Source organism: Lysobacter sp. Soil_N_23, assembly GCF_057656135.1.
The window spans coordinates 118,150-137,092 of sequence record NZ_JBDGKY010000005.1 but is presented as its reverse complement, the minus strand read 5'-3'; the positions used below and the strand labels follow the sequence as shown (position 1 = coordinate 137,092).

At 66.1% G+C, this 18,943-nt stretch carries 20 protein-coding genes and 2 tRNA genes; 8 read left to right on the top strand and 14 right to left on the bottom strand.

Translation table 11 applies throughout. The annotated features are described in order from the left end of the window. Window positions 1-31 precede the first annotated feature (31 nt). The 3 genes from AC3A3X_RS05985 to AC3A3X_RS05975 all read left to right on the top strand — a co-directional run bounded on the left by AC3A3X_RS05985 (window position 32) and on the right by AC3A3X_RS05975 (window position 3,370). Complete coding sequence (locus AC3A3X_RS05985) at window positions 32-466, top strand: CopL family metal-binding regulatory protein (RefSeq protein ID WP_487582119.1); 435 nt, start codon at window positions 32-34, stop codon at window positions 464-466. 130 nt (window positions 467-596) lie between these two features. After that, window positions 597-2,438: a copper resistance system multicopper oxidase gene (locus AC3A3X_RS05980; protein ID WP_487582118.1), complete on the top strand. Its 1,842-nt coding sequence runs from the start codon at window positions 597-599 to the stop codon at window positions 2,436-2,438. A 2-nt stretch (window positions 2,439-2,440) separates the two neighbouring features. Beyond that, window positions 2,441-3,370 (top strand): copper resistance protein B, encoded by a 930-nt coding sequence (locus AC3A3X_RS05975; RefSeq protein ID WP_487582117.1) that lies wholly within the window; start codon window positions 2,441-2,443, stop codon window positions 3,368-3,370. A 17-nt stretch (window positions 3,371-3,387) separates the two neighbouring features. Here AC3A3X_RS05975 and AC3A3X_RS05970 read toward each other — a convergent pair whose 3' ends face one another. From AC3A3X_RS05970 to AC3A3X_RS05950, 5 genes are all read right to left on the bottom strand, one after another. Further along, the gene (locus AC3A3X_RS05970) at window positions 3,388-4,110 is read right to left on the bottom strand and encodes an aquaporin (RefSeq protein WP_487582116.1); all 723 of its coding nucleotides are present in this window, start codon (window positions 4,108-4,110) and stop codon (window positions 3,388-3,390) included. Next, entirely contained in the window at window positions 4,110-4,493 is a 384-nt protein-coding gene (locus tag AC3A3X_RS05965; protein ID WP_487582115.1) for an arsenate reductase ArsC, read from the bottom strand. The genes AC3A3X_RS05970 and AC3A3X_RS05965 overlap by 1 nt, the downstream gene beginning before the upstream one ends. A gap of 22 nt (window positions 4,494-4,515) precedes the next feature. After that, window positions 4,516-4,995 carry an arsenate reductase ArsC gene (locus tag AC3A3X_RS05960; RefSeq protein ID WP_487582114.1) on the bottom strand — a complete coding sequence of 160 codons (480 nt, stop codon included), beginning with the start codon at window positions 4,993-4,995 and terminating at the stop codon, window positions 4,516-4,518. An 80-nt stretch (window positions 4,996-5,075) separates the two neighbouring features. Beyond that, window positions 5,076-5,564: an ArsI/CadI family heavy metal resistance metalloenzyme gene (locus AC3A3X_RS05955; protein ID WP_487582113.1), complete on the bottom strand. Its 489-nt coding sequence runs from the start codon at window positions 5,562-5,564 to the stop codon at window positions 5,076-5,078. After that, window positions 5,561-5,896 carry an ArsR/SmtB family transcription factor gene (locus AC3A3X_RS05950; protein WP_487582112.1) on the bottom strand — a complete coding sequence of 112 codons (336 nt, stop codon included), beginning with the start codon at window positions 5,894-5,896 and terminating at the stop codon, window positions 5,561-5,563. Before AC3A3X_RS05950 ends, AC3A3X_RS05955 begins: the two co-directional genes overlap by 4 nt. A gap of 125 nt (window positions 5,897-6,021) precedes the next feature. On the opposite strand from AC3A3X_RS05950, the gene AC3A3X_RS05945 reads away from it, so the two are divergent. Beyond that, window positions 6,022-8,445: a heavy metal translocating P-type ATPase gene (locus AC3A3X_RS05945; RefSeq protein WP_487582111.1), complete on the top strand. Its 2,424-nt coding sequence runs from the start codon at window positions 6,022-6,024 to the stop codon at window positions 8,443-8,445. A gap of 26 nt (window positions 8,446-8,471) precedes the next feature. After that, window positions 8,472-8,954 carry a Cu(I)-responsive transcriptional regulator gene (gene cueR / locus AC3A3X_RS05940; RefSeq protein ID WP_487582110.1) on the top strand — a complete coding sequence of 161 codons (483 nt, stop codon included), beginning with the start codon at window positions 8,472-8,474 and terminating at the stop codon, window positions 8,952-8,954. A gap of 3 nt (window positions 8,955-8,957) precedes the next feature. On the opposite strand, the gene AC3A3X_RS05935 is transcribed toward cueR, so the two are convergent. From AC3A3X_RS05935 to AC3A3X_RS05920, 4 genes are all read right to left on the bottom strand, one after another. After that, window positions 8,958-9,734, bottom strand: a complete 777-nt coding sequence (locus AC3A3X_RS05935) for an alpha/beta fold hydrolase (protein ID WP_487582109.1) — start codon at window positions 9,732-9,734, stop codon at window positions 8,958-8,960. A gap of 22 nt (window positions 9,735-9,756) precedes the next feature. Then, a complete protein-coding gene (locus tag AC3A3X_RS05930; protein ID WP_487582108.1) occupies window positions 9,757-10,818 on the bottom strand; it encodes an alpha/beta fold hydrolase in 1,062 nt (353 codons plus the stop codon). 250 nt (window positions 10,819-11,068) lie between these two features. Then, the gene (locus tag AC3A3X_RS05925; RefSeq protein ID WP_487582107.1) at window positions 11,069-11,602 is read right to left on the bottom strand and encodes a DsbA family protein; all 534 of its coding nucleotides are present in this window, start codon (window positions 11,600-11,602) and stop codon (window positions 11,069-11,071) included. 6 nt (window positions 11,603-11,608) lie between these two features. Further along, on the bottom strand, window positions 11,609-12,130 hold the full coding sequence (locus AC3A3X_RS05920) for a redoxin domain-containing protein (protein WP_487582106.1): 522 nt from the start codon (window positions 12,128-12,130) through the stop codon (window positions 11,609-11,611). Between the two features lie 218 nt (window positions 12,131-12,348). Between AC3A3X_RS05920 and AC3A3X_RS05915 the strand changes: the two genes are divergently transcribed. After that, a complete protein-coding gene (locus tag AC3A3X_RS05915; RefSeq protein WP_487582105.1) occupies window positions 12,349-13,104 on the top strand; it encodes an alpha/beta fold hydrolase in 756 nt (251 codons plus the stop codon). Between the two features lie 194 nt (window positions 13,105-13,298). Here AC3A3X_RS05915 and AC3A3X_RS05910 read toward each other — a convergent pair whose 3' ends face one another. The 5 genes from AC3A3X_RS05910 to ppsR all read right to left on the bottom strand — a co-directional run bounded on the left by AC3A3X_RS05910 (window position 13,299) and on the right by ppsR (window position 15,367). Beyond that, entirely contained in the window at window positions 13,299-13,529 is a 231-nt protein-coding gene (locus tag AC3A3X_RS05910) for a hypothetical protein (protein WP_487582104.1), read from the bottom strand. 100 nt (window positions 13,530-13,629) lie between these two features. Further along, window positions 13,630-13,705 (bottom strand) — tRNA-Glu (locus AC3A3X_RS05905). 44 nt (window positions 13,706-13,749) lie between these two features. Further along, window positions 13,750-13,825 (bottom strand) — tRNA-Ala (locus AC3A3X_RS05900). Between the two features lie 47 nt (window positions 13,826-13,872). Continuing rightward, window positions 13,873-14,388 (bottom strand): DUF1249 domain-containing protein, encoded by a 516-nt coding sequence (locus AC3A3X_RS05895; RefSeq protein WP_487582200.1) that lies wholly within the window; start codon window positions 14,386-14,388, stop codon window positions 13,873-13,875. A gap of 157 nt (window positions 14,389-14,545) precedes the next feature. Further along, entirely contained in the window at window positions 14,546-15,367 is an 822-nt protein-coding gene (gene ppsR / locus AC3A3X_RS05890; protein ID WP_487582103.1) for a posphoenolpyruvate synthetase regulatory kinase/phosphorylase PpsR, read from the bottom strand. A 159-nt stretch (window positions 15,368-15,526) separates the two neighbouring features. Here ppsR and ppsA point away from each other — a divergent pair, with 159 nt between their 5' ends. Beyond that, the gene (ppsA, locus tag AC3A3X_RS05885) at window positions 15,527-17,914 is read left to right on the top strand and encodes a phosphoenolpyruvate synthase (protein WP_487582102.1); all 2,388 of its coding nucleotides are present in this window, start codon (window positions 15,527-15,529) and stop codon (window positions 17,912-17,914) included. A 130-nt stretch (window positions 17,915-18,044) separates the two neighbouring features. Further along, window positions 18,045-18,935 (top strand): mechanosensitive ion channel family protein, encoded by an 891-nt coding sequence (locus AC3A3X_RS05880; RefSeq protein ID WP_487582101.1) that lies wholly within the window; start codon window positions 18,045-18,047, stop codon window positions 18,933-18,935. Window positions 18,936-18,943 lie beyond the last annotated feature (8 nt).

The following is an 18,943-nucleotide window of genomic DNA, read 5'->3' as shown; positions in this document are numbered from 1 at the left end:
TGCATCGCGTGCCCGCGCTAAACTGCGGCCCATGTCCCTGCGTGCCTTCCTGCTCCGTGCGCTGCTCTGCCTCAGCCTGGTCCTCAATGGATCCGGCTACGCAGTCGCGTCCACGCAGATGCAGCTGATGCACGTGGCAGCCACGCAGGCTTCGTCGGTTGACGCGACGCGGACTGCCCCGCCCTGCCACGAGCAGCCTGACGAGGGCAGCGCCGCATCGACCATGCACATGATGGCAGAGATGGCATCGTCGGCTGCCTGTGGCGACAGCCACGGCAGCCAGGCCGCGCCTGACTGCTGCCAGTCCTCGCAATGCGCGTGTGATTGCCTGCAGTACGCGACGGCCACCCTCGCCGATGTGCCCGCCCTGCCCGCCGTGATCGAGCACGCGGCAGCGATTCGCGCACTGAGCCCCAGCCACGTCGCACCGGCGCTGGCAAACCCGATACGACCTCCGATTGGTTGAGTGCCCGGCACCGCTGGTGCCGACGTTCCAATGGCGTTGATGCTGCACCGGCGTGACCCTGCCCTGCGGGGATCGCATTGCGGTCGGCACTTCGCTCTCGCACTCGATCGCACTACACGGAGTTTCCCTGATGTCCTTTGATCCCTCTGCCCCGGATTCGGCGCCGAGCCAATCCCGCCGCCGCTTCGTCACCGGCCTGTCGGCCGGTGGCGTTGCCGCCGGCCTGGGCCTGTGGCGTCTGCCCGCGATGGCCAACCCCGGCATCGCCACTGCGCCGCAGGTGCTGACAGGCACGCAGTTCGACCTTTCCATCGGCGCCGCGGCGGTCAACTTCACCGGCCATGTCCGGCCAGCGGTCACCGTGAACGGCTCGTTGCCCGCACCGATCCTGCGCTGGCGCGAAGGCGACACGGTGACGCTGCGCGTGGCCAACCGCCTCGACGTTGCCAGCTCCGTGCATTGGCACGGCATCCTGCTGCCGGCCAACATGGACGGCGTGCCCGGCCTGAGCTTCGACGGTATCCATCCCGGCGAAACGTTCGCCTATCGCTTCGACATCCGGCAGTCGGGCACCTACTGGTATCACAGCCACTCGCTGTTCCAGGAACAGGCCGGGCTGTACGGCGCGATCGTCATCGACCCGCGCGAACCGGCGCCGTACCGGCACGACCGCGAGCACGTCATCCTGCTGTCCGACTGGACCGACCAGGACCCTGCTGCGCTGTTCCGGCGCCTGAAGAAGATGTCGGAGTACGACAACCACTACAAGCGCACGGTCGGCGATTTTTTCCGCGATGCCGATCGCGACGGCCTGTCGGCCACGCTCCGCGACCGCGGTGAGTGGGGCCGGATGCGGATGACACCGACCGACCTGTCGGACATCAACGCCAATACCTACACCTACCTGCTCAACGGCCAAGCGCCGGCAGGCAACTGGACCGGGCTGTTCCGTGGCGGCGAGAAGGTGCTGCTGCGCTTCATCAACGGCTCGGCGATGAGCTACTTCGATGTGCGCATCCCGGGGCTGAAGATGACGGTGGTGGCCGCCGACGGCCAGTACATACATCCGGTCACGGTCGACGAGTTCCGCATCGCGGTGGCCGAAACCTTCGACGTCATCGTCGAGCCCAGCGGCCAGGATGCCTACGCGATCTTCGCCCAGGACATGGGGCGCACCGGCTATGCGCGCGGCACCCTGGCGGTGCGCCAAGGCCTGGAAGCGCCGTTGCCGGCACTGGATTCGCGACCGATCCTGACCATGTCCGACATGGGTCACGGTGGACATGGTGGACACGGCGGTCAGGGCAAGGGCATGGAAGGCGGCTGTGGCGCCGACATGGGCATGAAGGGCATGGAAGGCGGATGCGGCGCGAACATGCGTCATGACAGCACTGCTCATGACAGCACGGGCCATGACATGCCGGGGATGGATCACTCCGGTGGCGGCATGCAGTCACACCCGGCCAGCGAAACCGGCAATCCGCTGGTCGACATGCAGACCATGTCGCCGCTGCCGAAACTGGACGATCCCGGCATCGGCCTACGCGACAACGGTCGCACGGTGCTCACGTACGCCGCGATGAAGAGCCTGTTCGACGATCCCGATGGCCGCGAGCCCAGCCGCACGCTCGAGTTGCACCTGACAGGGCACATGGAAAAGTTCGCCTGGTCGTTCAATGGCAAGAAGTTCATGGATGCCGAACCGTTGCGGCTGAACTACGGCGAGCGCATGCGGATCGTGCTGGTCAACGACACCATGATGACCCACCCGATCCACCTGCATGGCCTGTGGAGCGACCTGGAGGACGGGCACGGCGCCTTCCACCTGCGCAAGCACACCATCGACATGCCGCCAGGCACGAAGCGCAGCTATCGCGTTCGCGCCGATGCCCTCGGCCGGTGGGCGTACCACTGCCACCTGCTCTACCACATGGAAGCGGGCATGATGCGCGAAGTGCGGGTGGAGGAATGAGCATGCTGCCTTCATTGCATCACTCCATGCTTGCCGCCGCGCTCGCGCTTGCCGTGGCAGCGCCGGCCCTGGCCCAGGACAACGTGAACCACGCGCATCACGCGCAGCCGGAGCCCAAGATCGAAGACCCGCATGCAGGCCATGCGACTTCCGCTCCGACACAGGTGCCGGTGCACGATCACGCTGCGATGGGTCACGACGCATCCGGTCAACCCGTCGCACCGGTCGAACCCATCCCGCCGGTGACCGACGCCGATCGCGCAGCGGCGTTTCCCGATCTCAGCCATTCGATGGAGCATGGGGCCGGGATCAACCACTACGTGTTGATCGACCGGCTCGAAGCGGTCGATCTCGACCACGGCAGTGGTGAAGCCTGGGAACTGCAGGGCTGGGCCGGTGGCGACATCGATCGCCTCTGGTTCCGCAGCGAGGGCGAACGCGCACGCGGCCACACCGAATCGGCCGACGTCGAGCTGCTGTACGGGCACAGCGTGTCGCCGTGGTGGGATCTCGTCGCCGGCGTGAAGCACGACTTCAAGCCGGGCGATTCGCGGACCTGGGCCGCGTTCGGCGTCCAGGGCATGTCGCCCTACAAGTTCGAGATCGAGGCCACCGTGTACCTGGGCGAAGACGGCCGCAGCGCCGCCAGTTTCGAAGCCGAGTACGACGTGCTGCTGACCAACCGCCTGATCCTGCAACCGCTGCTGGAAGTCGAGCTGTACGGCAAGGACGATCCCCGCCGCGGCATCGGATCGGGACTGAGCACGGTCGAGACCGGATTGCGCCTGCGCTACGAGGTCACGCGACAGTTCGCGCCCTACATCGGCGTGAGCCATGAGCGCGCCTTCGGCGACACCGCGGACTATCGGCGGGCCGAAGGCGAGGATGCGCGCGACACCCGCTTCGTCGCGGGCCTCAGGCTCTGGTTCTGAGCGAATGGGTCGGCCCGTCAACGACGACGGGCCGACCACCACTTCACCAGTGGCGCCGGCACTGCACGACGCGTGTGCTTGTCCACGGGCACCAGCACCTGCGAGACCGCCAGTGCCGCCAGGGCCCCGACCAGCTGCGCGGCGACGAAGCCGAGGATGTCGTCGGGCCGGATCCCTGCGAAGGTGCGGGTCAGCGCCCGCGCCAGTGTGACCGCCGGGTTTGCGAACGACGTGCTCGCGGTGAACCAGTACGCCGCAAAGATGTAGCAGGCGACCAGGGCCGGCACTGCCGCCGCTCGATGGCGAATGCCGAGCAGGATCGTCAGCAGCAGCCCGAACGTCGCAACGGCCTCGCTGAGCCACTGCGAAGGTCCGCTGCGCACGTGGTCACCCGGCTGGATCAGCGCCAGCCCGAACATGGCGTGGGCGAGCACCACGCCAACGATCGCCGCGACAACCTGCACCACGATGTAGGCCGCGGCGACGTCGCTGCGCAGCTCGCCGCGGGCTCGCATCGCCAGCGTGACCACCGGATTGAAGTGCGCGCCGGAGATCGGACCGAACAACACGATCAACACATACAGCGCCCCGGCCGTGGCAGCGGCATTGGCCAGCAGCGCGATGCCATCGTTGCCCGCCGACAGGGCAACGCCCATGATCCCCGAGCCCACCACCGTCGCCAGCAGCAGCACGGTGCCGATGAACTCCGCGGTCAGCCTCTGCAGCAGTGTCGGTTGCATCACAATTGCGCCAGCAGGTTCTTCACCCGCAACGAGATCTCGTCGCGCACGGCGCGATAGCCGTCATCGTCCATGTGTTTGGGATCGGGCAAGGCCCAGTCCTCGCGGCGCGTAGCCGGCACCCAGGGGCAGTCGTCGCCGCAGCCCATGGTGATGACGGCATCGAACTCGCCGTCGACCTCGTCCAGCGACTTGGAGGCGTGCCCGCTCAGGTCGTAGCCAAGCTCGGACATGAAGCGGATCGCCTTGGGGTTGATCTGGCCCGAGGGTTTTGAGCCTGCGCTAAGGGCTTCCACTTCCTCACCACCGTGGATCCGGGCAAAGGCTTCCGCCATCTGGCTGCGGTTGGAGTTTTCGATACAGACGAACAGGACACGTTTCATGGATTGAGGCATCACGGTAGGGTCAGGTGTCCTGGGCAATCTGTCGCAGGTGCTGTTCGCGTGCGAGCCGATCGAGCTTTTCCATCGGCAGTGCAAGCAGCAACTCGATACGGCGACGCAACGTCACCCAGGCTTGTTTGAATGATTGCAGGTCGCCAGGCCTTGGATCCTCCACGCCCCAGTGGGCCACGGCGGGGAGGCCGGGCCAGACCGGGCAGGCCTCGCCGGCGGCGTTGTCGCAGACGGTGATGACGATGTCGATCTCGGGCGCATCGCGGGTGGCGAACTCGTCCCAGCTCTTGCTGCGCAGGCCCGCAACCGGGTAGCCCAACTCGGCAATGAGTTCGGCGGCCATCGGCTGGACCGCTCCGGCCGGATGACTGCCGGCACTGTGGGCGCGGAAACGCCCCTTGCCCATGACGTTGAGCAGGGCTTCGGCCATCTGGCTGCGCGCGGAATTGCCCGTGCACAGGAACAACACTTCATAGGTCCGTTCGCTCACGGAGGCGCTCCAATAGGTTTGGTCATGCAGATTGCGGAAGCAGGACAGATCAGACGGTGTTCTTCGCTAACCGACTTCGCTCAGCAGCAGGCCGATTGCGGTGTGCAGCAGGATGTGACCTTTTCCACATCTGGTTTCACCGACTCCATGCCCGGGCCACAGTTCGCCTCACCGGCAGCGCAGGCAGCCTCTTCGCCGTGGTAGGTCGTTGCCTCACCGACGGTGCGGAACGTTTCCCAGCGCGTGCCTTGCGGATCGTGCGTCCACAATTTGTCCGATCGTGCGTAACAGCAGACGGCCCCCTGCTCGGGCACGACCGTGCCTCCGGCCACGTCCAGGCGCCGACCGATCTCCGCCAGGTCTCCCTCGCTCTCCACCTGGAAACCGAGGTGGTCGATGCCGGGTGCGCGCCCCGTGTTCGAGATGGCGAAGTTCACGCGCGGATCGGCGAGCATCCATTTGGCGTAGTCGTCCTTCACAACAGACGGCGGCGTCGCGAACAGTTCGGTGTAGAAGTCGATGCTGGCGGCAATGTCGGCGACGTTCAGATGCACGTGGAAGCGGTTCATTGTGAAGCTCCTGTTCTGCGAGGGACGCATGCGACGGCCGGTTCGCATTGGGCGACGCCGGCACAGCAGTTTTCGGTGAGGTAGGCCAGCAGGTCGTTCATCTGCAGGTAGTTGGCGCGAATCCGGATCACCCTGCCCTCGCGCTGGTCATGCACCAGGGCGGCGGCGCGCAGCACGTTCAGATGGGCCGTGAGCGTGGCCGGGGCCAGACCCAACCGTTCCCGCAGTTCGCCGACGGACATGCCGTCGGGCCCGGCCTGTACCAGCTGACGAAAGGCGGCAAGGCGCGACTCGTGGCCGAGGGCGTTGAGGGCTGCCAGAGCGGATGTCATTTCCATAGTTCGCGAATTTACGAATTAATGACTCAAAGTCAAGCCGTATGGACCACGCGGGTTGACCTTCCCATCATGGGAACCCTCAGGCTTGCTCCATCTGATTGATCTGAAAGGAGTCCGACATGAGCACTGCCCTCCCCGTGACGGCCGAGTCCGGCCACTGGCGCTTCGGCGTTGCCGGCATGACCTGCGCTTCCTGCGCCGGCCGTATCGAACGCGCCCTCAAGTCCCTGCCCGGCGTGACCCACGCCGAGATCAACCTCGCCACCGAAACCGCCGAAGTCGGAACCGACGGCACGGTCGCTCTGCCCACACTTGCCGACGCCGTCGCCGCGAGCGGCTATTCGGTGCCGACCCGCACCATCGACCTCGTCATCGGCGGCATGACCTGCGCCTCCTGCGCAGGCCGTATCGAGAAGGCGCTGCGTGCAGTGCCCGGCGTGCTGGACGCCAGCGTCAACCTGGCAACGGAACGTGCCCAGGTGCGCGCCATCGACCGCGTCACTACGGCCGAGCTAGAGGCCGCGGTACGCGCAGCGGGCTACAGCGCTCAACAGCCCGACACGTCGCCAACCGCGGACACGATGACCGCGGGCCGCGTCGGCATGCCGCGCGAAACGCGCCACCTGCTGCTCGCGATCGCGTTGTCGCTGCCACTGGTCCTGCCGATGGTCGGCCTCCTTGGCGGTCAGCACTGGATGCTGCCGGGCTGGTTGCAGTTTGCCCTTGCCACGCCGGTGCAGTTCTGGCTCGGTGCGCGCTTCTACAAGGCCGGATGGCACGCACTCAAGGCCGGCACCGGCAACATGGACCTGCTGGTCGCACTCGGCACCAGCGCCGGTTACGGTCTGAGCGTCTATCACCTACTCAACGCCAGCCTGCTCAGCGCCAGCGCGCACCACGGCACTGCTGCGCTGTACTTCGAAGCATCGGCGGTGGTCATCACACTGGTGCTGCTGGGCAAGTGGCTGGAATCACGCGCCAAGCGCCAGACCACCGAAGCGATCCGCGCACTCCAGGCCTTGCGCCCGACCACGGCGCGTGTACGTCGCAGCGGCAGCGACGTCGATGTCCGCATCGATGACGTGCGGCTCGCAGACCTGGTGATCGTTCGTCCCGGCGAACGCTTTCCGGTCGATGGCGTGATCGCCGAAGGCCGTACGCATGCCGACGAGTCCATGGTCACCGGTGAATCGCTGCCGGTGGCCAAGTCCGAGGGCGACCGCGTTACCGGTGGCGCGGTCAACGGCGAGGGGCTGGTGGTGGTGGAAACCACGGCCGTCGGCGCCGAAAGCGCGCTGGCGCGGATCATCCGACTGGTCGAGGACGCGCAGGCCGGCAAGGCGCCGATCCAGCGAACGGTCGACCGGGTCAGCGCGGTGTTCGTGCCGGTCGTCATCGCGATCGCGCTGGTCACCCTGCTCGGCTGGGGCCTGGCATCGGGCGACTGGAACCAGGCCATCCTCAATGCCGTTGCCGTCCTCGTCATCGCCTGCCCGTGCGCGCTGGGCCTGGCAACGCCGACGGCGATCATGGCCGGCACCGGCGTCGCCGCCCGCGCGGGCATTCTCATCAAGGACGCGCAGGCGCTGGAAAACGCGCACCGCATCGCAACGGTGGCGTTCGACAAGACCGGCACGCTGACGCAAGGGCGGCCGGAGCTGACCGATACCGTGGCCGTCGATGGTGACGTGCCGGCGTTGCTGGCTCTCTCCGCGGCGCTGCAGGCAGGCAGCGAGCACCCGCTGGCCAAGGCCGTGGTCGAGGCCGCGCGTGGTTTGCCGCGCAGCCAGATTGCCGTTGACGTGCGCGCAGTGCCGGGCCGCGGTCTGCGCGGGACGGTCGACGGCCGCGCGCTGCTGATCGGCAGCAGCGCGATGATGGAAGACGCCGGCATCGACATCGCGCCACTGCGCGACCAGGCGCAGGCCTTGGCCATGTCCGGGCACACGGTGTCCTGGCTTGGCGACGCTGACCGCCTGCGCCTGCTCGGCCTGCTGGCGTTCCGCGACCAGCCGCGGCCAGGCGCACGCGAGGCGGTGCAGCGGCTGCATCGCATCGGCGTGCGCACCGTGATGATCTCGGGCGACAACGAAGGCGCCGCCAATGCGATCGCCACCCAGACCGGCATCGAGGAAGTTCGCTCCAACGTTGCGCCAGCCGACAAGGCCGCGGCGATCGCATCGCTGCGCGAACACGGCGTGGTGGCGATGGTCGGTGATGGCATCAACGATGCCCCGGCGCTGGCCGCGGCCGACGTCGGCATTGCCATGGGCAGCGGCACCGACGTCGCCATGCACGCGGCGGCCGTGACCCTGATGCGGCCCGAGCCCGGCCTGGTCGCCGACGCCATCGACATCTCCCGCCGCACCACCCGCAAGATCCACCAGAACCTGTTCTGGGCGTTCGTCTACAACGTGGTCGGCATCCCGCTGGCCGCATGGGGCCTGCTCGATCCGGTCGTGGCCGGCGCGGCGATGGCACTGTCGTCGGTGAGCGTGGTGTCCAATACCCTGTTGCTGCGGCGCTGGCACCCCCACCATTGATTCAGGACGTACAGAGGAATCCCGTCATGCCCCGTCCTCCACGCCCCGAACTCGCCGATGCCCGCCAGCAAGGCCTGCACAATATCGGCGAAGCGGCGCAACTGAGCGGCGTCAGCGCCAAGATGATCCGGCACTACGAGAGCATCGGCCTGATCCCGCAGGCCGGTCGCACGTTTGCCGGCTACCGCATCTACAGCGACGCCGACGTGCACCGCCTGGGCTTCATACACCGGTCGCGCCGGCTTGGATTCTCGATGAAGCAGATCGAGGTCCTGCTCGGCCTCTGGGACGATCGCAGCCGCGCCAGCGCCGAAGTGAAGAAGCTGGCACAGGCGCACGTCGACGAGCTGACGGTGAAGATCAACGAGATGCAGGCGATGCAACGCACCCTGCAGGACCTCGCCCGTCGCTGCCATGGCGACGACCGGCCCGACTGCCCCATCCTCGACGACCTGGCGCACGCGGGCACGGTGGGCGACGCTGCCCGCCGACTGCTTGCGCCGGAATGACGATCACCGCGTCGCCGCAGCGCGCTCGATCAACTTCGCCACGGCCCCGGCATGGGACACCATCACCACGTGCGATGCGCCGGCAACGACCTCGGTCTGCTTCGATCCGGCGCGCTTGGCCATGAATGCCAGCGCCTGCGGCGGGATGTTCCTGTCCTTGTCGCCATAGATGAACCACGAAGGCACACTGCTCCAGGCCGGCGTGCCGGAGGTCTCGTTGAGCGCGGCTTCGGTGATCGGACGCTGTGTGGCCGCCATCAGGCCCGCATCCGCCGACGACACATCGGCAGCGAACTGCGCATGGAACTTGTCCTGCTGGATGTACAGATCGGTGCCGCCAGTGGCCAGCTTCACCGGTGGAGCCAGCGTCGGACCGAGCGTGCTACCCGGGAACTTGCCCGATAACCCGGCCGCGGTCTCCCCGGCTTCGGGCGCGAACGCGCTGACGAACACCAGCGCCTTGACGTTGCCATGGCCGCGCGCCGCCGCGGAAATGACGCTGCCGCCGTACGAATGCCCGACCAGCACCACCGGCGAGGTCACGCTGGCCACGACATCCGATACATACTGGCCATCGCTGGCGACACCGCGCAGCGGATTGGCCACAGCCACCACCGGATAACCGTCCTTCTTCAGGATCTCGATCACGCCGTTCCAGCTCGACGCATCCGCGAATGCACCATGCACCAGGACGATGGTCGGCTTTGCCGCCTGCGCAGCGGCGTCGGCGCCAACAAGGGTGCCGGCGACCAGGGCCAGCGCGACCAACAGGGTCTTCATATCCGCTTCTCCTTTGATTGAATCAGAGCCGATCGACATCGATCACTGCCTGCGCGAACGCATGCGGGTCTTCCTGCGGCAGGTTGTGGCCGATGCCGCCGGTGATCAGGCGATGCTCGTACTTGCCCGTGAAACGCTTCGCATACGACTCCGGCGGCGGATGCGGCGCGCCGTTGGCATCACCTTCCAGGGTGATCGTCGGCACGGTCACGGAGGGAAATTCGGCGAGCCGGCTTTCCATCGCGTCGAATTTCGCTTCGCCCTCGGCCAGACCCAGGCGCCAGCGATAGTTGTGGATGACGATGGCGACGTGATCGGGATTCTCGAACGCCGCCGCGCTGCGGTCGAAGGTCGCATCGTCGAACGCCCACTTCGGCGACGCCAGCTTCCAGATCAGCTTGGCGAAGTCATGCCGGTCCTTGTCGTAGCCTGCGCGGCCGCGTTCGGTGGCGAAGTAGAACTGGTACCACCACTGCAGCTCCGCTTCCGGCGCGAGCGGTGCCTGCGCGGCCTTCTGGCTGCCGATGAGGTAACCGCTCACCGACACGAGGGCCTTGACCCGCTCGGGCCAGAGCGCGGCGACGATGCCTGCCGAGCGCGCGCCCCAGTCATAACCGGCGACGATGGCCTTGTTGATTGCGAGCGCATCCATCAGGTCGATCACGTCCTGCGCCAGCGCGACGGGCTGACCATTGCGGGGCGTTTGCGCGGACTGGAAACGTGTCGTGCCGTAGCCGCGCAGGTAGGGAATGATCACGCGATAACCTGCCGACACCAGCAGCGGCGCGACATCGACATAGCTGTAGATGTCATACGGCCAGCCATGCAGGAGGATGACGGGCGGACCGGAGGCCGGGCCTTCCTGCACGTAGGCGACATCCAGGACACCGGCGCGGACCTGTTTCAGTGGCGTGAAGGAATTGCGGCTCGACCGCCCGGCCGCGGATGCGGTCGCCGGTTCGGGGGGCGTCTGCGCCTGGGCGCCGCCGGCCAGCGCCAGCGGCGTCATCGCCATGCCCAATGCCGCAGTGCCCAGCAACAGGCGGCGGTTCTGGTCGAGAGGTTCCGTTGCAGGCTTGTCCATGGTGGGTCTCCGTGCGATCCGCACTGCGCGACAGAAAACTGACGACCGCCATCAGGCCAGACCGCGGCGCGATGATCGATAGCACGTTGGCATGGGATGCCTGATCTGGCTCGATTCAAGCATGCAGCAGCGGTACCCGGTACCGGTGCAGGCGGCAACGCCATGGTTCCCTTTCGGCACGAATCAGCCGACGATCACTGTCGTCCGGCTCGCGTTCCGTATGGAACGGCCATCGATGCGTCCATGCCGCTCACTGGCGCGCGCCTGAGATGAGATCGCTGATGCGGTCACGCAGCGCCTCGAAATCCGGCCCGTCGAAGCGCACACCGTTGATGAAGAACGAGGGCGTTCCGTTGACGCCGCTGCGCACACCGCCGTTGAAGTCGCTGCGGATCTTCTCGTCGAAAGCGTCGGCCTGGATGGCGTCGCGAAGCTCGACCGGATCCAGCCCCAGCCGACTGACCAGTTCCACATACAACGGCGCACCGAGATCTTCCTGATTCTCGTACAGCGCGTCATGCGCTTCCCAGAAGTGACCCTTGCTCGCCGCGAACTCCGCGGTAGCCGCCGCACTGGCTGCGTTGGGATGCAGTTGGGTTATCGGGAAGTTGCGGAACACGAATCGCAGATCCTGCGCAAATTCCGCCTGGAGTTGCTTCACCTGTGGATAGGCCTCGCCGCAATAGGGGCACTGATAATCCCCGTACTCGACCAGGGTCACCGCGGCGCTTTCATCGCCCTGGACGTGATCGTCCGGGCCAACCGGATTCTTGAGATTCGCCATGGCGGTTTATCCAGCCTTTCCGGGAGATGGGGCCTGGAGCTTGTCCAGCGCATCGAGGATGCCGTCGGCACCCGGATTGACCGCCGTTGGCGATAGATGACTCCAGGCGATCACGCCTTCCTTGTCGACGACAAACAGCGCCCGTCGGGTCATGCCGTGCTGGGCATCGTAGGCGCCATAGAGTCGCGCCACGTCCCCTTTCGGCTCGAAGTCGGCCAGCAGGTTGAAGTGAAGATGGCGGTCCTGGGCGAAGGCCTGATGGCACCAGACGCTGTCGACCGAGATCCCCAGCAACGTCGCGCCCGCTTCCTTGAACGCCGGCAGCACTTCGTTGTACAGCGCCATCTGGTCGCCGCAGACCGGGCTCCAGTCGGCCGGATAGAAGGCCAGGATCACGGGACGCCCGCGAAGTTCACTCAGCGACAGCGTCTGGTCCGGCGTGGCGCCGAGGGTGAAATCCGGCGCCATCGTTCCGGCAGGCAGGATGGTTTCAGGCATCGGGCTCGGACGGGTGTCGGCAGCTGGCATGGCACTTTCCTGCATGTCCGCGTAGACGCGGCATTGCTGCGGAATATGCCCCGGGCGGTGTTAACGGCTTGCGTATGCCCGCAGGCAGCCGCGGCAACGACTCCGCGTTTACGCCATGTCAGCCAATGTGGCAGGCGGCGTGCCAGGACCACGGCGTGCCTTGCTCACGAACTCGTGGAGTGGACACGATGAAACCATCGATCCGTGCCAATGGCTGGATGTTCGCGGTGTTCACTGCCGTGTCCTGCCTGCTTGCCTTGCCCGCCGCGAACGCGCAGACAAGCGCACCTGCCAAAGCAACCAACGTCGTGCTGGTGCACGGCGCGTGGGCCGATGGCTCCAGCTGGGCCGAGGTGATCCCGCGACTGCAGGCCGGGGGCCTGAAAGTCACCGCCGCGCAGAATCCGCTCAGTTCGCTGGAGGATTCGGTGGCTGCAACGCGCCGGGCACTGGCCTTGCAGGACGGCCCCACGGTGCTGGCCGCCCATTCCTGGGGCGGCACCGTGATCAGCGAAGTCGGCACCGATCCAAAGGTCAGCGCACTGGTGTATGTCGCGGCGCGCGCGCCGGATGCCGCCGAGGATTTCGTCGCGCTGTCGGCAAAGTTTCCCACCGGCGCGGTGCGCGCGGGCATACAGACCTACGACGGCTACACCCTGCTGGCGGAGGAAGCCTTCCTGAAGTTCTTCGCCAATGGCGTTGAGCCCACGAAGGCGAAGACGCTGTACGCCGTGCAAGGTTCGACCGCATCGTCCCTGTTCGCAGGACGCACCACCCAGGCCGCCTGGAAAACCAAACCCTCGTACTACGCCGTGTCGCGGCTCGACCAGACGATCAATCCGGACCTGGAGCGATTCCTGGCCAAGCGGATGAACGCAACGACCATCGAACTCGACGCCGGCCACCTTTCGCTGGTGTCGCATCCCAGGGAAGTCGCGGAGCTGATCCTTCGAGCGGCAGGTCGAAACAGGTAGCGCGCCAGCGCAGACCAGGCATTCGCAGAAGACTCAATCGCCAAAAACAATCAGGGCCGCCTCTCGGCAGCCCTGATTGCTTGTCCAACTGGCGTCCCCACGGCGATTGGTTGGCAACCCCGGCCCCACAATCCGCGCGGTAGTGGCCTTCCAGGTACCTGCCGGACGCCGGCGACGGAGTGGCGACCCGGGAATCATTCCCGACTGACGAGACTGATTTCCGATTGCGTGACTTCCACGTCGAAACCCGACTCGAGTTCTAGTACGAACTTCGGCTCCGGTTCCAACGCAAGGACAGTCACCAAAGAGCCTGAATTTCCGGCATATCTGCCAGCAGTGACCCGGACGAAATCGTTATGAAAGTACGACACGCCAGGAATCACTTCACGATTCAGGAAGGCCTGACCGAGGTCGATCTTGTCCATGATCTTTCCAAAAAATTAGGGCCGCCTTGCGGCAGCCCTAAGTTAAACATGCTGCCACCGATTCTTCTGGTGGCCCCCGGCTTTTCGGCCGGGGTTAGTATGGCGTCCCCACGGGGATTCGAACCCCGGTCGCTACCGTGAAAGGGTAATGTCCTAGGCCTCTAGACGATGGGGACAAAACTTGGTTGTGAAACTCTCGGCACACATCCCGTCGAAGAGATGGTGGAGCCAGGCGGGATCGAACCGCCGACCTCCTGCATGCCATGCAGGCGCTCTCCCAGCTGAGCTATGGCCCCACGTGTGCTGGAAAGACGAAAATTCTAGCGGGCGTTCAGCGATGTCGTCAAGCGTTCGCTGCCAGATTTCTTTCGTCGTGTCCGCCAGCGGCTGTGCCGGCGTCAACGGGGCGCAATGTTGCCACACCATGTCCCCGCTCGGCTAGATACTCGAGCCACTTTCCGAGAAACGTGTTCATCTGCGTGCGGTGGTCGAGCACTTCCGCCGGTGGCGGGTACATCCCGATCACGTCCTGCCAGCGTCGCCCGACGTAGCAATGGGTGACTTCGAGCTGGCGGGCGTCGTGGTAAAGGCGGAGGAAAGCCGAAGGATCGGGCTCTCCGGTGACCGGATCGCGCATGGCGTAGGTCATGCGCAGCTCGGTGGTGTAACGGTGCTGCTCGATCACGTCCAGCTGCAGGTCCAGGTGGTCGCCGGCACTGGAACAGTAGGTTCCGACCAGCAGCCCCGCCGGCGGAAACATCCGCGTGAACCTGTCGTGGTTCTCCGCGTACAGACCCATCAGCCAGCCGAAGCGGCTCAGGCGGGGAATGCGTGCGGTTCGCGTGGCCAGGGACGTCATCATGCGCCCGATCCTACACGCCATGGCGCCCGCGCGGCAGCGTTGACGCACTGCCCCGGTAGGCCTACGGTAAGCATTCCTCGCGTTGCTTTTCCGAGGCTGTTTCCGGGCCGTTTTTCGGGCCTTCCCACCCGGGCTTTCGCGCCGCAACGGCGCTTCAGAACATCTCGCGATGGATTCCCAGCGTCGTCAGCACCTTGCTCGCGATCTCCTCGATCGAGGTATGGGTCGTGCTCAGCGTCGGAACTCTCTCTGCGCGGAACATCATTTCCGCCGCGGCGACTTCGCGCTTGCAGGTTTCCAGCTGCGCGTAGCGCGAGTTCGGTCGGCGCTCCTGGCGGATCTGCTGCAGGCGTCCCGCGTCGATGGTCAGCCCGAACAGCTTGTTGCGGTACGGGCGCAGGCGCGGCGGCAGGCGGTCGTGCTCGAGGTCTTCCTCGGTCAGCGGGTAGTTGGCGGCGCGGATGCCGTAATGCAGCGCCAGGTACACGCAGGTCGGCGTCTTGCCCGCCCGCGACACCGCCACCAGCACCAGGTCGGCATCGGCGTAGTCGATCGCCTGGCCGTCGTCATGGGTCAGGGCGAAGTTCATCGCGTTGATGCGGCGGTGGTAGGTGTCGAAGTCGACCATGCCGTGGGCGCGGCCGACGTAGCGCTGGCGGGTCTGCTCCAGTTCGCGCTCCAGCGGCTCGATGAAGGGCGCGAACACGTCCAGCATCAGCGCCCCGCTCTCGGCCAGGGCCGCGCTGACGTCGGCGTCCATGCAGGAGTTGATGACGACCGGGCGGACCCCATGGATCTCGGCGGCGCCGCGGATCTTCTCCGCCGCCTCCCGGGCCCGGTCGATGCTGTCGACGAAGGCGATCCGGTCGGTCACGAACCGGGTATCGGTGAACTGGGTGAGGAGGCTGTGGCCGATGGTTTCGGCGGTGATGCCCGTTCCGTCTGACACGTAGAACACCGGTCGCACGCCTGCCATGGTCCCGCTCCGTCTGAATTTGCCATTCACAATACGAAAAACCCCGTCGAATCAAGCTTGTATGCATCCGACGCAGAGGCGATCATATCCGGATCACTGCGCCCGCATGCGCCCCGCCCCCTGCGCAGGCATGTGCCCCACCCCCTGGAGACCGCCCGCTTGAACGAGAACATCCTCTGGCTGCACGCGCTGCGCCTTACCGATCTGGCCCGTGTCGGCGGCAAGAATTCCTCGCTCGGCGAGATGATCGGCAACCTTGCGGGCCTGGGTGTTTCCGTCCCGGGCGGCTACGCCACCACGGCCGAAGCCTTCAAGGACTTCATCGCCCACAACAACCTGCACCAGCGCATCTACGACAAGCTCGCCACGCTCGACGTCGAGGACGTGCCGGCGCTGACCGCGGCCGGTGGCGAGATCCGCAAGTGGGTGATCGACGCGCCGCTGCAGCCGCAGCTGGATGCCGACATCCGCACCGCCTACAAGCAGCTGTGCGACGAGAACGGCGGCGGTGAAGTCGCCGTGGCCGTGCGCTCCTCGGCGACCGCCGAAGACCTGCCCGATGCCTCGTTCGCCGGCCAGCAGGAGACCTTCCTCAACGTCACCGGTGCCGACGACGTCGTGCACAAGGTCAAGGAAGTGTTCGCCAGCCTCTACAACGATCGCGCCATCGCCTACCGCGTGCACCACGGCTTCAAGCACGAGGACGTGTTCCTGTCGGCCGGCGTGCAGCTGATGGTGCGCTCCAACCTCGGTTCCTCCGGCGTGCTGTTCACCCTGGACACCGAGTCGGGTTTCCGCGACGTGGTGTTCATCACCTCCAGCTACGGCTTGGGCGAGATGGTCGTGCAGGGCGCGGTCAACCCGGACGAGTTCTACGTCTACAAGCCGACCCTGCTGCAGGGCAAGAAGGCGATCCTGCGCCGCGGCATCGGCGCCAAGCAGCAGCGCATGGTCTATTCCGACGTGCCCGGTGAGCGCGTGCGCATCGAAGAGACGCCGGCCGATCTGCGCAACACGTTCTCGATCAACGACGAGGACGTGCAGGAACTGGCCAAGCAGTCGCTGGTCATCGAGAAGCACTACGGCCGCCCGATGGACATCGAGTGGGCGAAGGACGGCGTCAGCGGCAAGCTGTTCATCGTCCAGGCGCGTCCGGAAACCGTGAAGTCGCGCGCCAAGGCCACCCAGATCGAGCGCTACCAGCTCAGCAAGCGTGGCGAGGTGATCTGCGAAGGCCGCGCGATCGGCCAGAAGGTCGGCACCGGCGTGGCCCGCGTGGTCCGCTCGCTGGCCGACATGAGCCGCGTGCAGCCCGGCGACGTGCTGGTGGCCGACATGACCGACCCCGATTGGGAGCCGGTGATGAAGCGCTCGGCGGCGATCGTCACCAACCGTGGCGGCCGCACCTGCCACGCCGCGATCATCGCCCGCGAGCTCGGCGTCCCGGCCGTGGTCGGTACCGGCAACGCGCTGGACACCATCAAGGACGGCCAGGAAGTCACCATCAGCTGCGCCGAAGGCGACACCGGCTTCATCTACGACGGTGCCCTGCCCTTCGAACGCCACACCGCCGACCTGGACAAGATGCCCGAGGCCCCGCTCAAGGTGATGATGAACGTCGCCAACCCCGAGCGTGCCTTCGACTTCGCCATGCTGCCCAACGCCGGTGTCGGCCTGGCGCGCCTGGAAATGATCATCGCCAGCCACATCGGCATCCATCCCAAGGCCCTGCTCGAGTACAAGCAGCAGGACGCCGAGACCAAGAAGAAGATCGACGAGAAGATCGCCGGCTACGGCGGCGACCCGGTTGCGTTCTACGTCGACCGCCTGGCCGAAGGCATCGCCACCATCACCGCGTCGTTCGCGCCGAACCCCGTGATCGTGCGCCTGTCGGACTTCAAGTCCAACGAGTACGCCAACCTCATCGGCGGCAACCGCTACGAGCCGCATGAAGAGAACCCGATGATCGGCTTCCGCGGCGCCAGCCGTTACGTCGACCCGAGCTTCACCGACGCCTTCGCGCTGGAATGCCGCGCGGTGCTGAAGGTGCGCGAGGAAATGGGCCTGACCAACTGCTGGGTCATGATCCCGTTCGTGCGCACGCTCGATGAAGGCCGCAAGGTGGTCGAAGTGCTCAAGGCCAACGGCCTCGAGCAGGGCAAGGATGGCCTCAAGATCATCATGATGTGCGAAGTGCCGTCGAACGCCCTGCTGGCCGAGGAGTTCCTCGAGATCTTCGACGGATTCTCGATCGGTTCCAACGACCTGACCCAGCTCACCCTGGGCCTGGACCGCGACTCGGGCATCGTCGCCAAGCTGTTCGACGAGCGCGATCCGGCGGTGAAGAAGCTGCTGGCGATGGCCATCTCGACCGCGCGCGCCAAGGGCAAGTACGTCGGCATCTGCGGCCAGGGCCCGAGCGATCACCCCGACCTTGCCGAGTGGCTGATGGACCAGGGCATCGAGTCGGTCTCGCTGAACCCCGACACCGTCGTCGACACCTGGCTGCGCCTGGCCAAGGCCAAGGCCAAGTCGAAAGCGGCGTGATTTTCGGCGGTGTGATTTTCGACGGCGTGATTGTCGACCGATGACGAGCCACTAACGCCGGTGCCGTTAGACTTGCGCTGAACCTGACGCCCCGCTGATGCGGGGCGTCGCATTTTGAAGGAGGTGTCTTTTGACTCCCGAGCAGATCGTCAACGAGATCAAGCGGGCCGATGGCTGGTCCGACGTCGCCATCGAATGGGGCCTGCGCCTGGGTGCGGCGCTGCTGGCGCTCTATATCGGCATCCAGGTCGCCAAGTGGCTCGCACGCGCCGTCGCGCGCGCGCTGACGCGCGCCCACGTCGAACCCACGGCGCAGCAGTTCCTGAGCCGCGTGACGTACGTGCTGATCCTGATGGTGTTCGTGCTGGCGATCCTGCAGATCTTCCTGAAGGTCTCGCCGGCATCGCTGTTCGCCGTCCTCGGCGCGGCCGGCCTGGCGATCGGCCTGGCCATGAAGGACTCGCTGTCCAACGTCGCCTCGGGCGTGATGCTGGTGACGCTCAAGCCGTTCCGCGTCGGCGACATCGTCGACATCGGCGGCAAGAGCGGCAAGGTCGAATCGGTCAGCATCTTCCAGACCAGGCTGCGCGGCTCCGACAACCAGACCATCGTGCTGCCCAACAGCCTGATCACGACCGCACCGATCATCAACCTCACGCCCGATACGGTTCGCCGCATCGAGCTGATCGTCGGCATCGGCTACAACGACAGCATCGAGGCCGCACGCGCGGCGGTCCTGTCGATCATGCATGCCGACAAGCGGATCCTGCCCGAGCCGGCGCCGGACGTGGTCGTCTACGAGCTGGCCGACAGCGCGGTGAAGCTGGGCATCCGCTGCCACGTCAGCAACGCCGACCACTTCAGCACCAAGTGCGATCTCAACGAGCGCATCAAGGCCGCCTTCGACCGCGATGGCATCAGCATCCCCTACCCCCAGCGCGACGTGCGCATGTACCACCACGTGGCGCAGGACCAGGGGGTGAAGGTGGTGGTGACCCCGACACCGGCCAAGCCGGAGTAGCAGCCGGC

Excerpts from the sequence above, each read along its gene's own strand:
- AC3A3X_RS05985 (WP_487582119.1), top strand. The coding sequence starts at position 32 with ATGTCCCTGCGTGCCTTCCTGCTCCGTGCGCTGCTCTGCCTCAGCCTG.
- AC3A3X_RS05980 (WP_487582118.1), top strand. The coding sequence starts at position 597 with ATGTCCTTTGATCCCTCTGCCCCGGATTCGGCGCCGAGCCAATCCCGC.
- AC3A3X_RS05975 (WP_487582117.1), top strand. The coding sequence starts at position 2,441 with ATGCTGCCTTCATTGCATCACTCCATGCTTGCCGCCGCGCTCGCGCTT.
- AC3A3X_RS05970 (WP_487582116.1), bottom strand. The coding sequence starts at position 4,110 with ATGCAACCGACACTGCTGCAGAGGCTGACCGCGGAGTTCATCGGCACC.
- AC3A3X_RS05965 (WP_487582115.1), bottom strand. The coding sequence starts at position 4,493 with ATGAAACGTGTCCTGTTCGTCTGTATCGAAAACTCCAACCGCAGCCAG.
- AC3A3X_RS05955 (WP_487582113.1), bottom strand. The coding sequence starts at position 5,564 with ATGAACCGCTTCCACGTGCATCTGAACGTCGCCGACATTGCCGCCAGC.
- AC3A3X_RS05950 (WP_487582112.1), bottom strand. The coding sequence starts at position 5,896 with ATGACATCCGCTCTGGCAGCCCTCAACGCCCTCGGCCACGAGTCGCGC.
- AC3A3X_RS05945 (WP_487582111.1), top strand. The coding sequence starts at position 6,022 with ATGAGCACTGCCCTCCCCGTGACGGCCGAGTCCGGCCACTGGCGCTTC.
- cueR (WP_487582110.1), top strand. The coding sequence starts at position 8,472 with ATGCCCCGTCCTCCACGCCCCGAACTCGCCGATGCCCGCCAGCAAGGC.
- AC3A3X_RS05935 (WP_487582109.1), bottom strand. The coding sequence starts at position 9,734 with ATGAAGACCCTGTTGGTCGCGCTGGCCCTGGTCGCCGGCACCCTTGTT.
- AC3A3X_RS05930 (WP_487582108.1), bottom strand. The coding sequence starts at position 10,818 with ATGGACAAGCCTGCAACGGAACCTCTCGACCAGAACCGCCGCCTGTTG.
- AC3A3X_RS05925 (WP_487582107.1), bottom strand. The coding sequence starts at position 11,602 with ATGGCGAATCTCAAGAATCCGGTTGGCCCGGACGATCACGTCCAGGGC.
- AC3A3X_RS05920 (WP_487582106.1), bottom strand. The coding sequence starts at position 12,130 with ATGCCAGCTGCCGACACCCGTCCGAGCCCGATGCCTGAAACCATCCTG.
- AC3A3X_RS05915 (WP_487582105.1), top strand. The coding sequence starts at position 12,349 with ATGTTCGCGGTGTTCACTGCCGTGTCCTGCCTGCTTGCCTTGCCCGCC.
- AC3A3X_RS05910 (WP_487582104.1), bottom strand. The coding sequence starts at position 13,529 with ATGGACAAGATCGACCTCGGTCAGGCCTTCCTGAATCGTGAAGTGATT.
- AC3A3X_RS05895 (WP_487582200.1), bottom strand. The coding sequence starts at position 14,388 with ATGACGTCCCTGGCCACGCGAACCGCACGCATTCCCCGCCTGAGCCGC.
- ppsR (WP_487582103.1), bottom strand. The coding sequence starts at position 15,367 with ATGGCAGGCGTGCGACCGGTGTTCTACGTGTCAGACGGAACGGGCATC.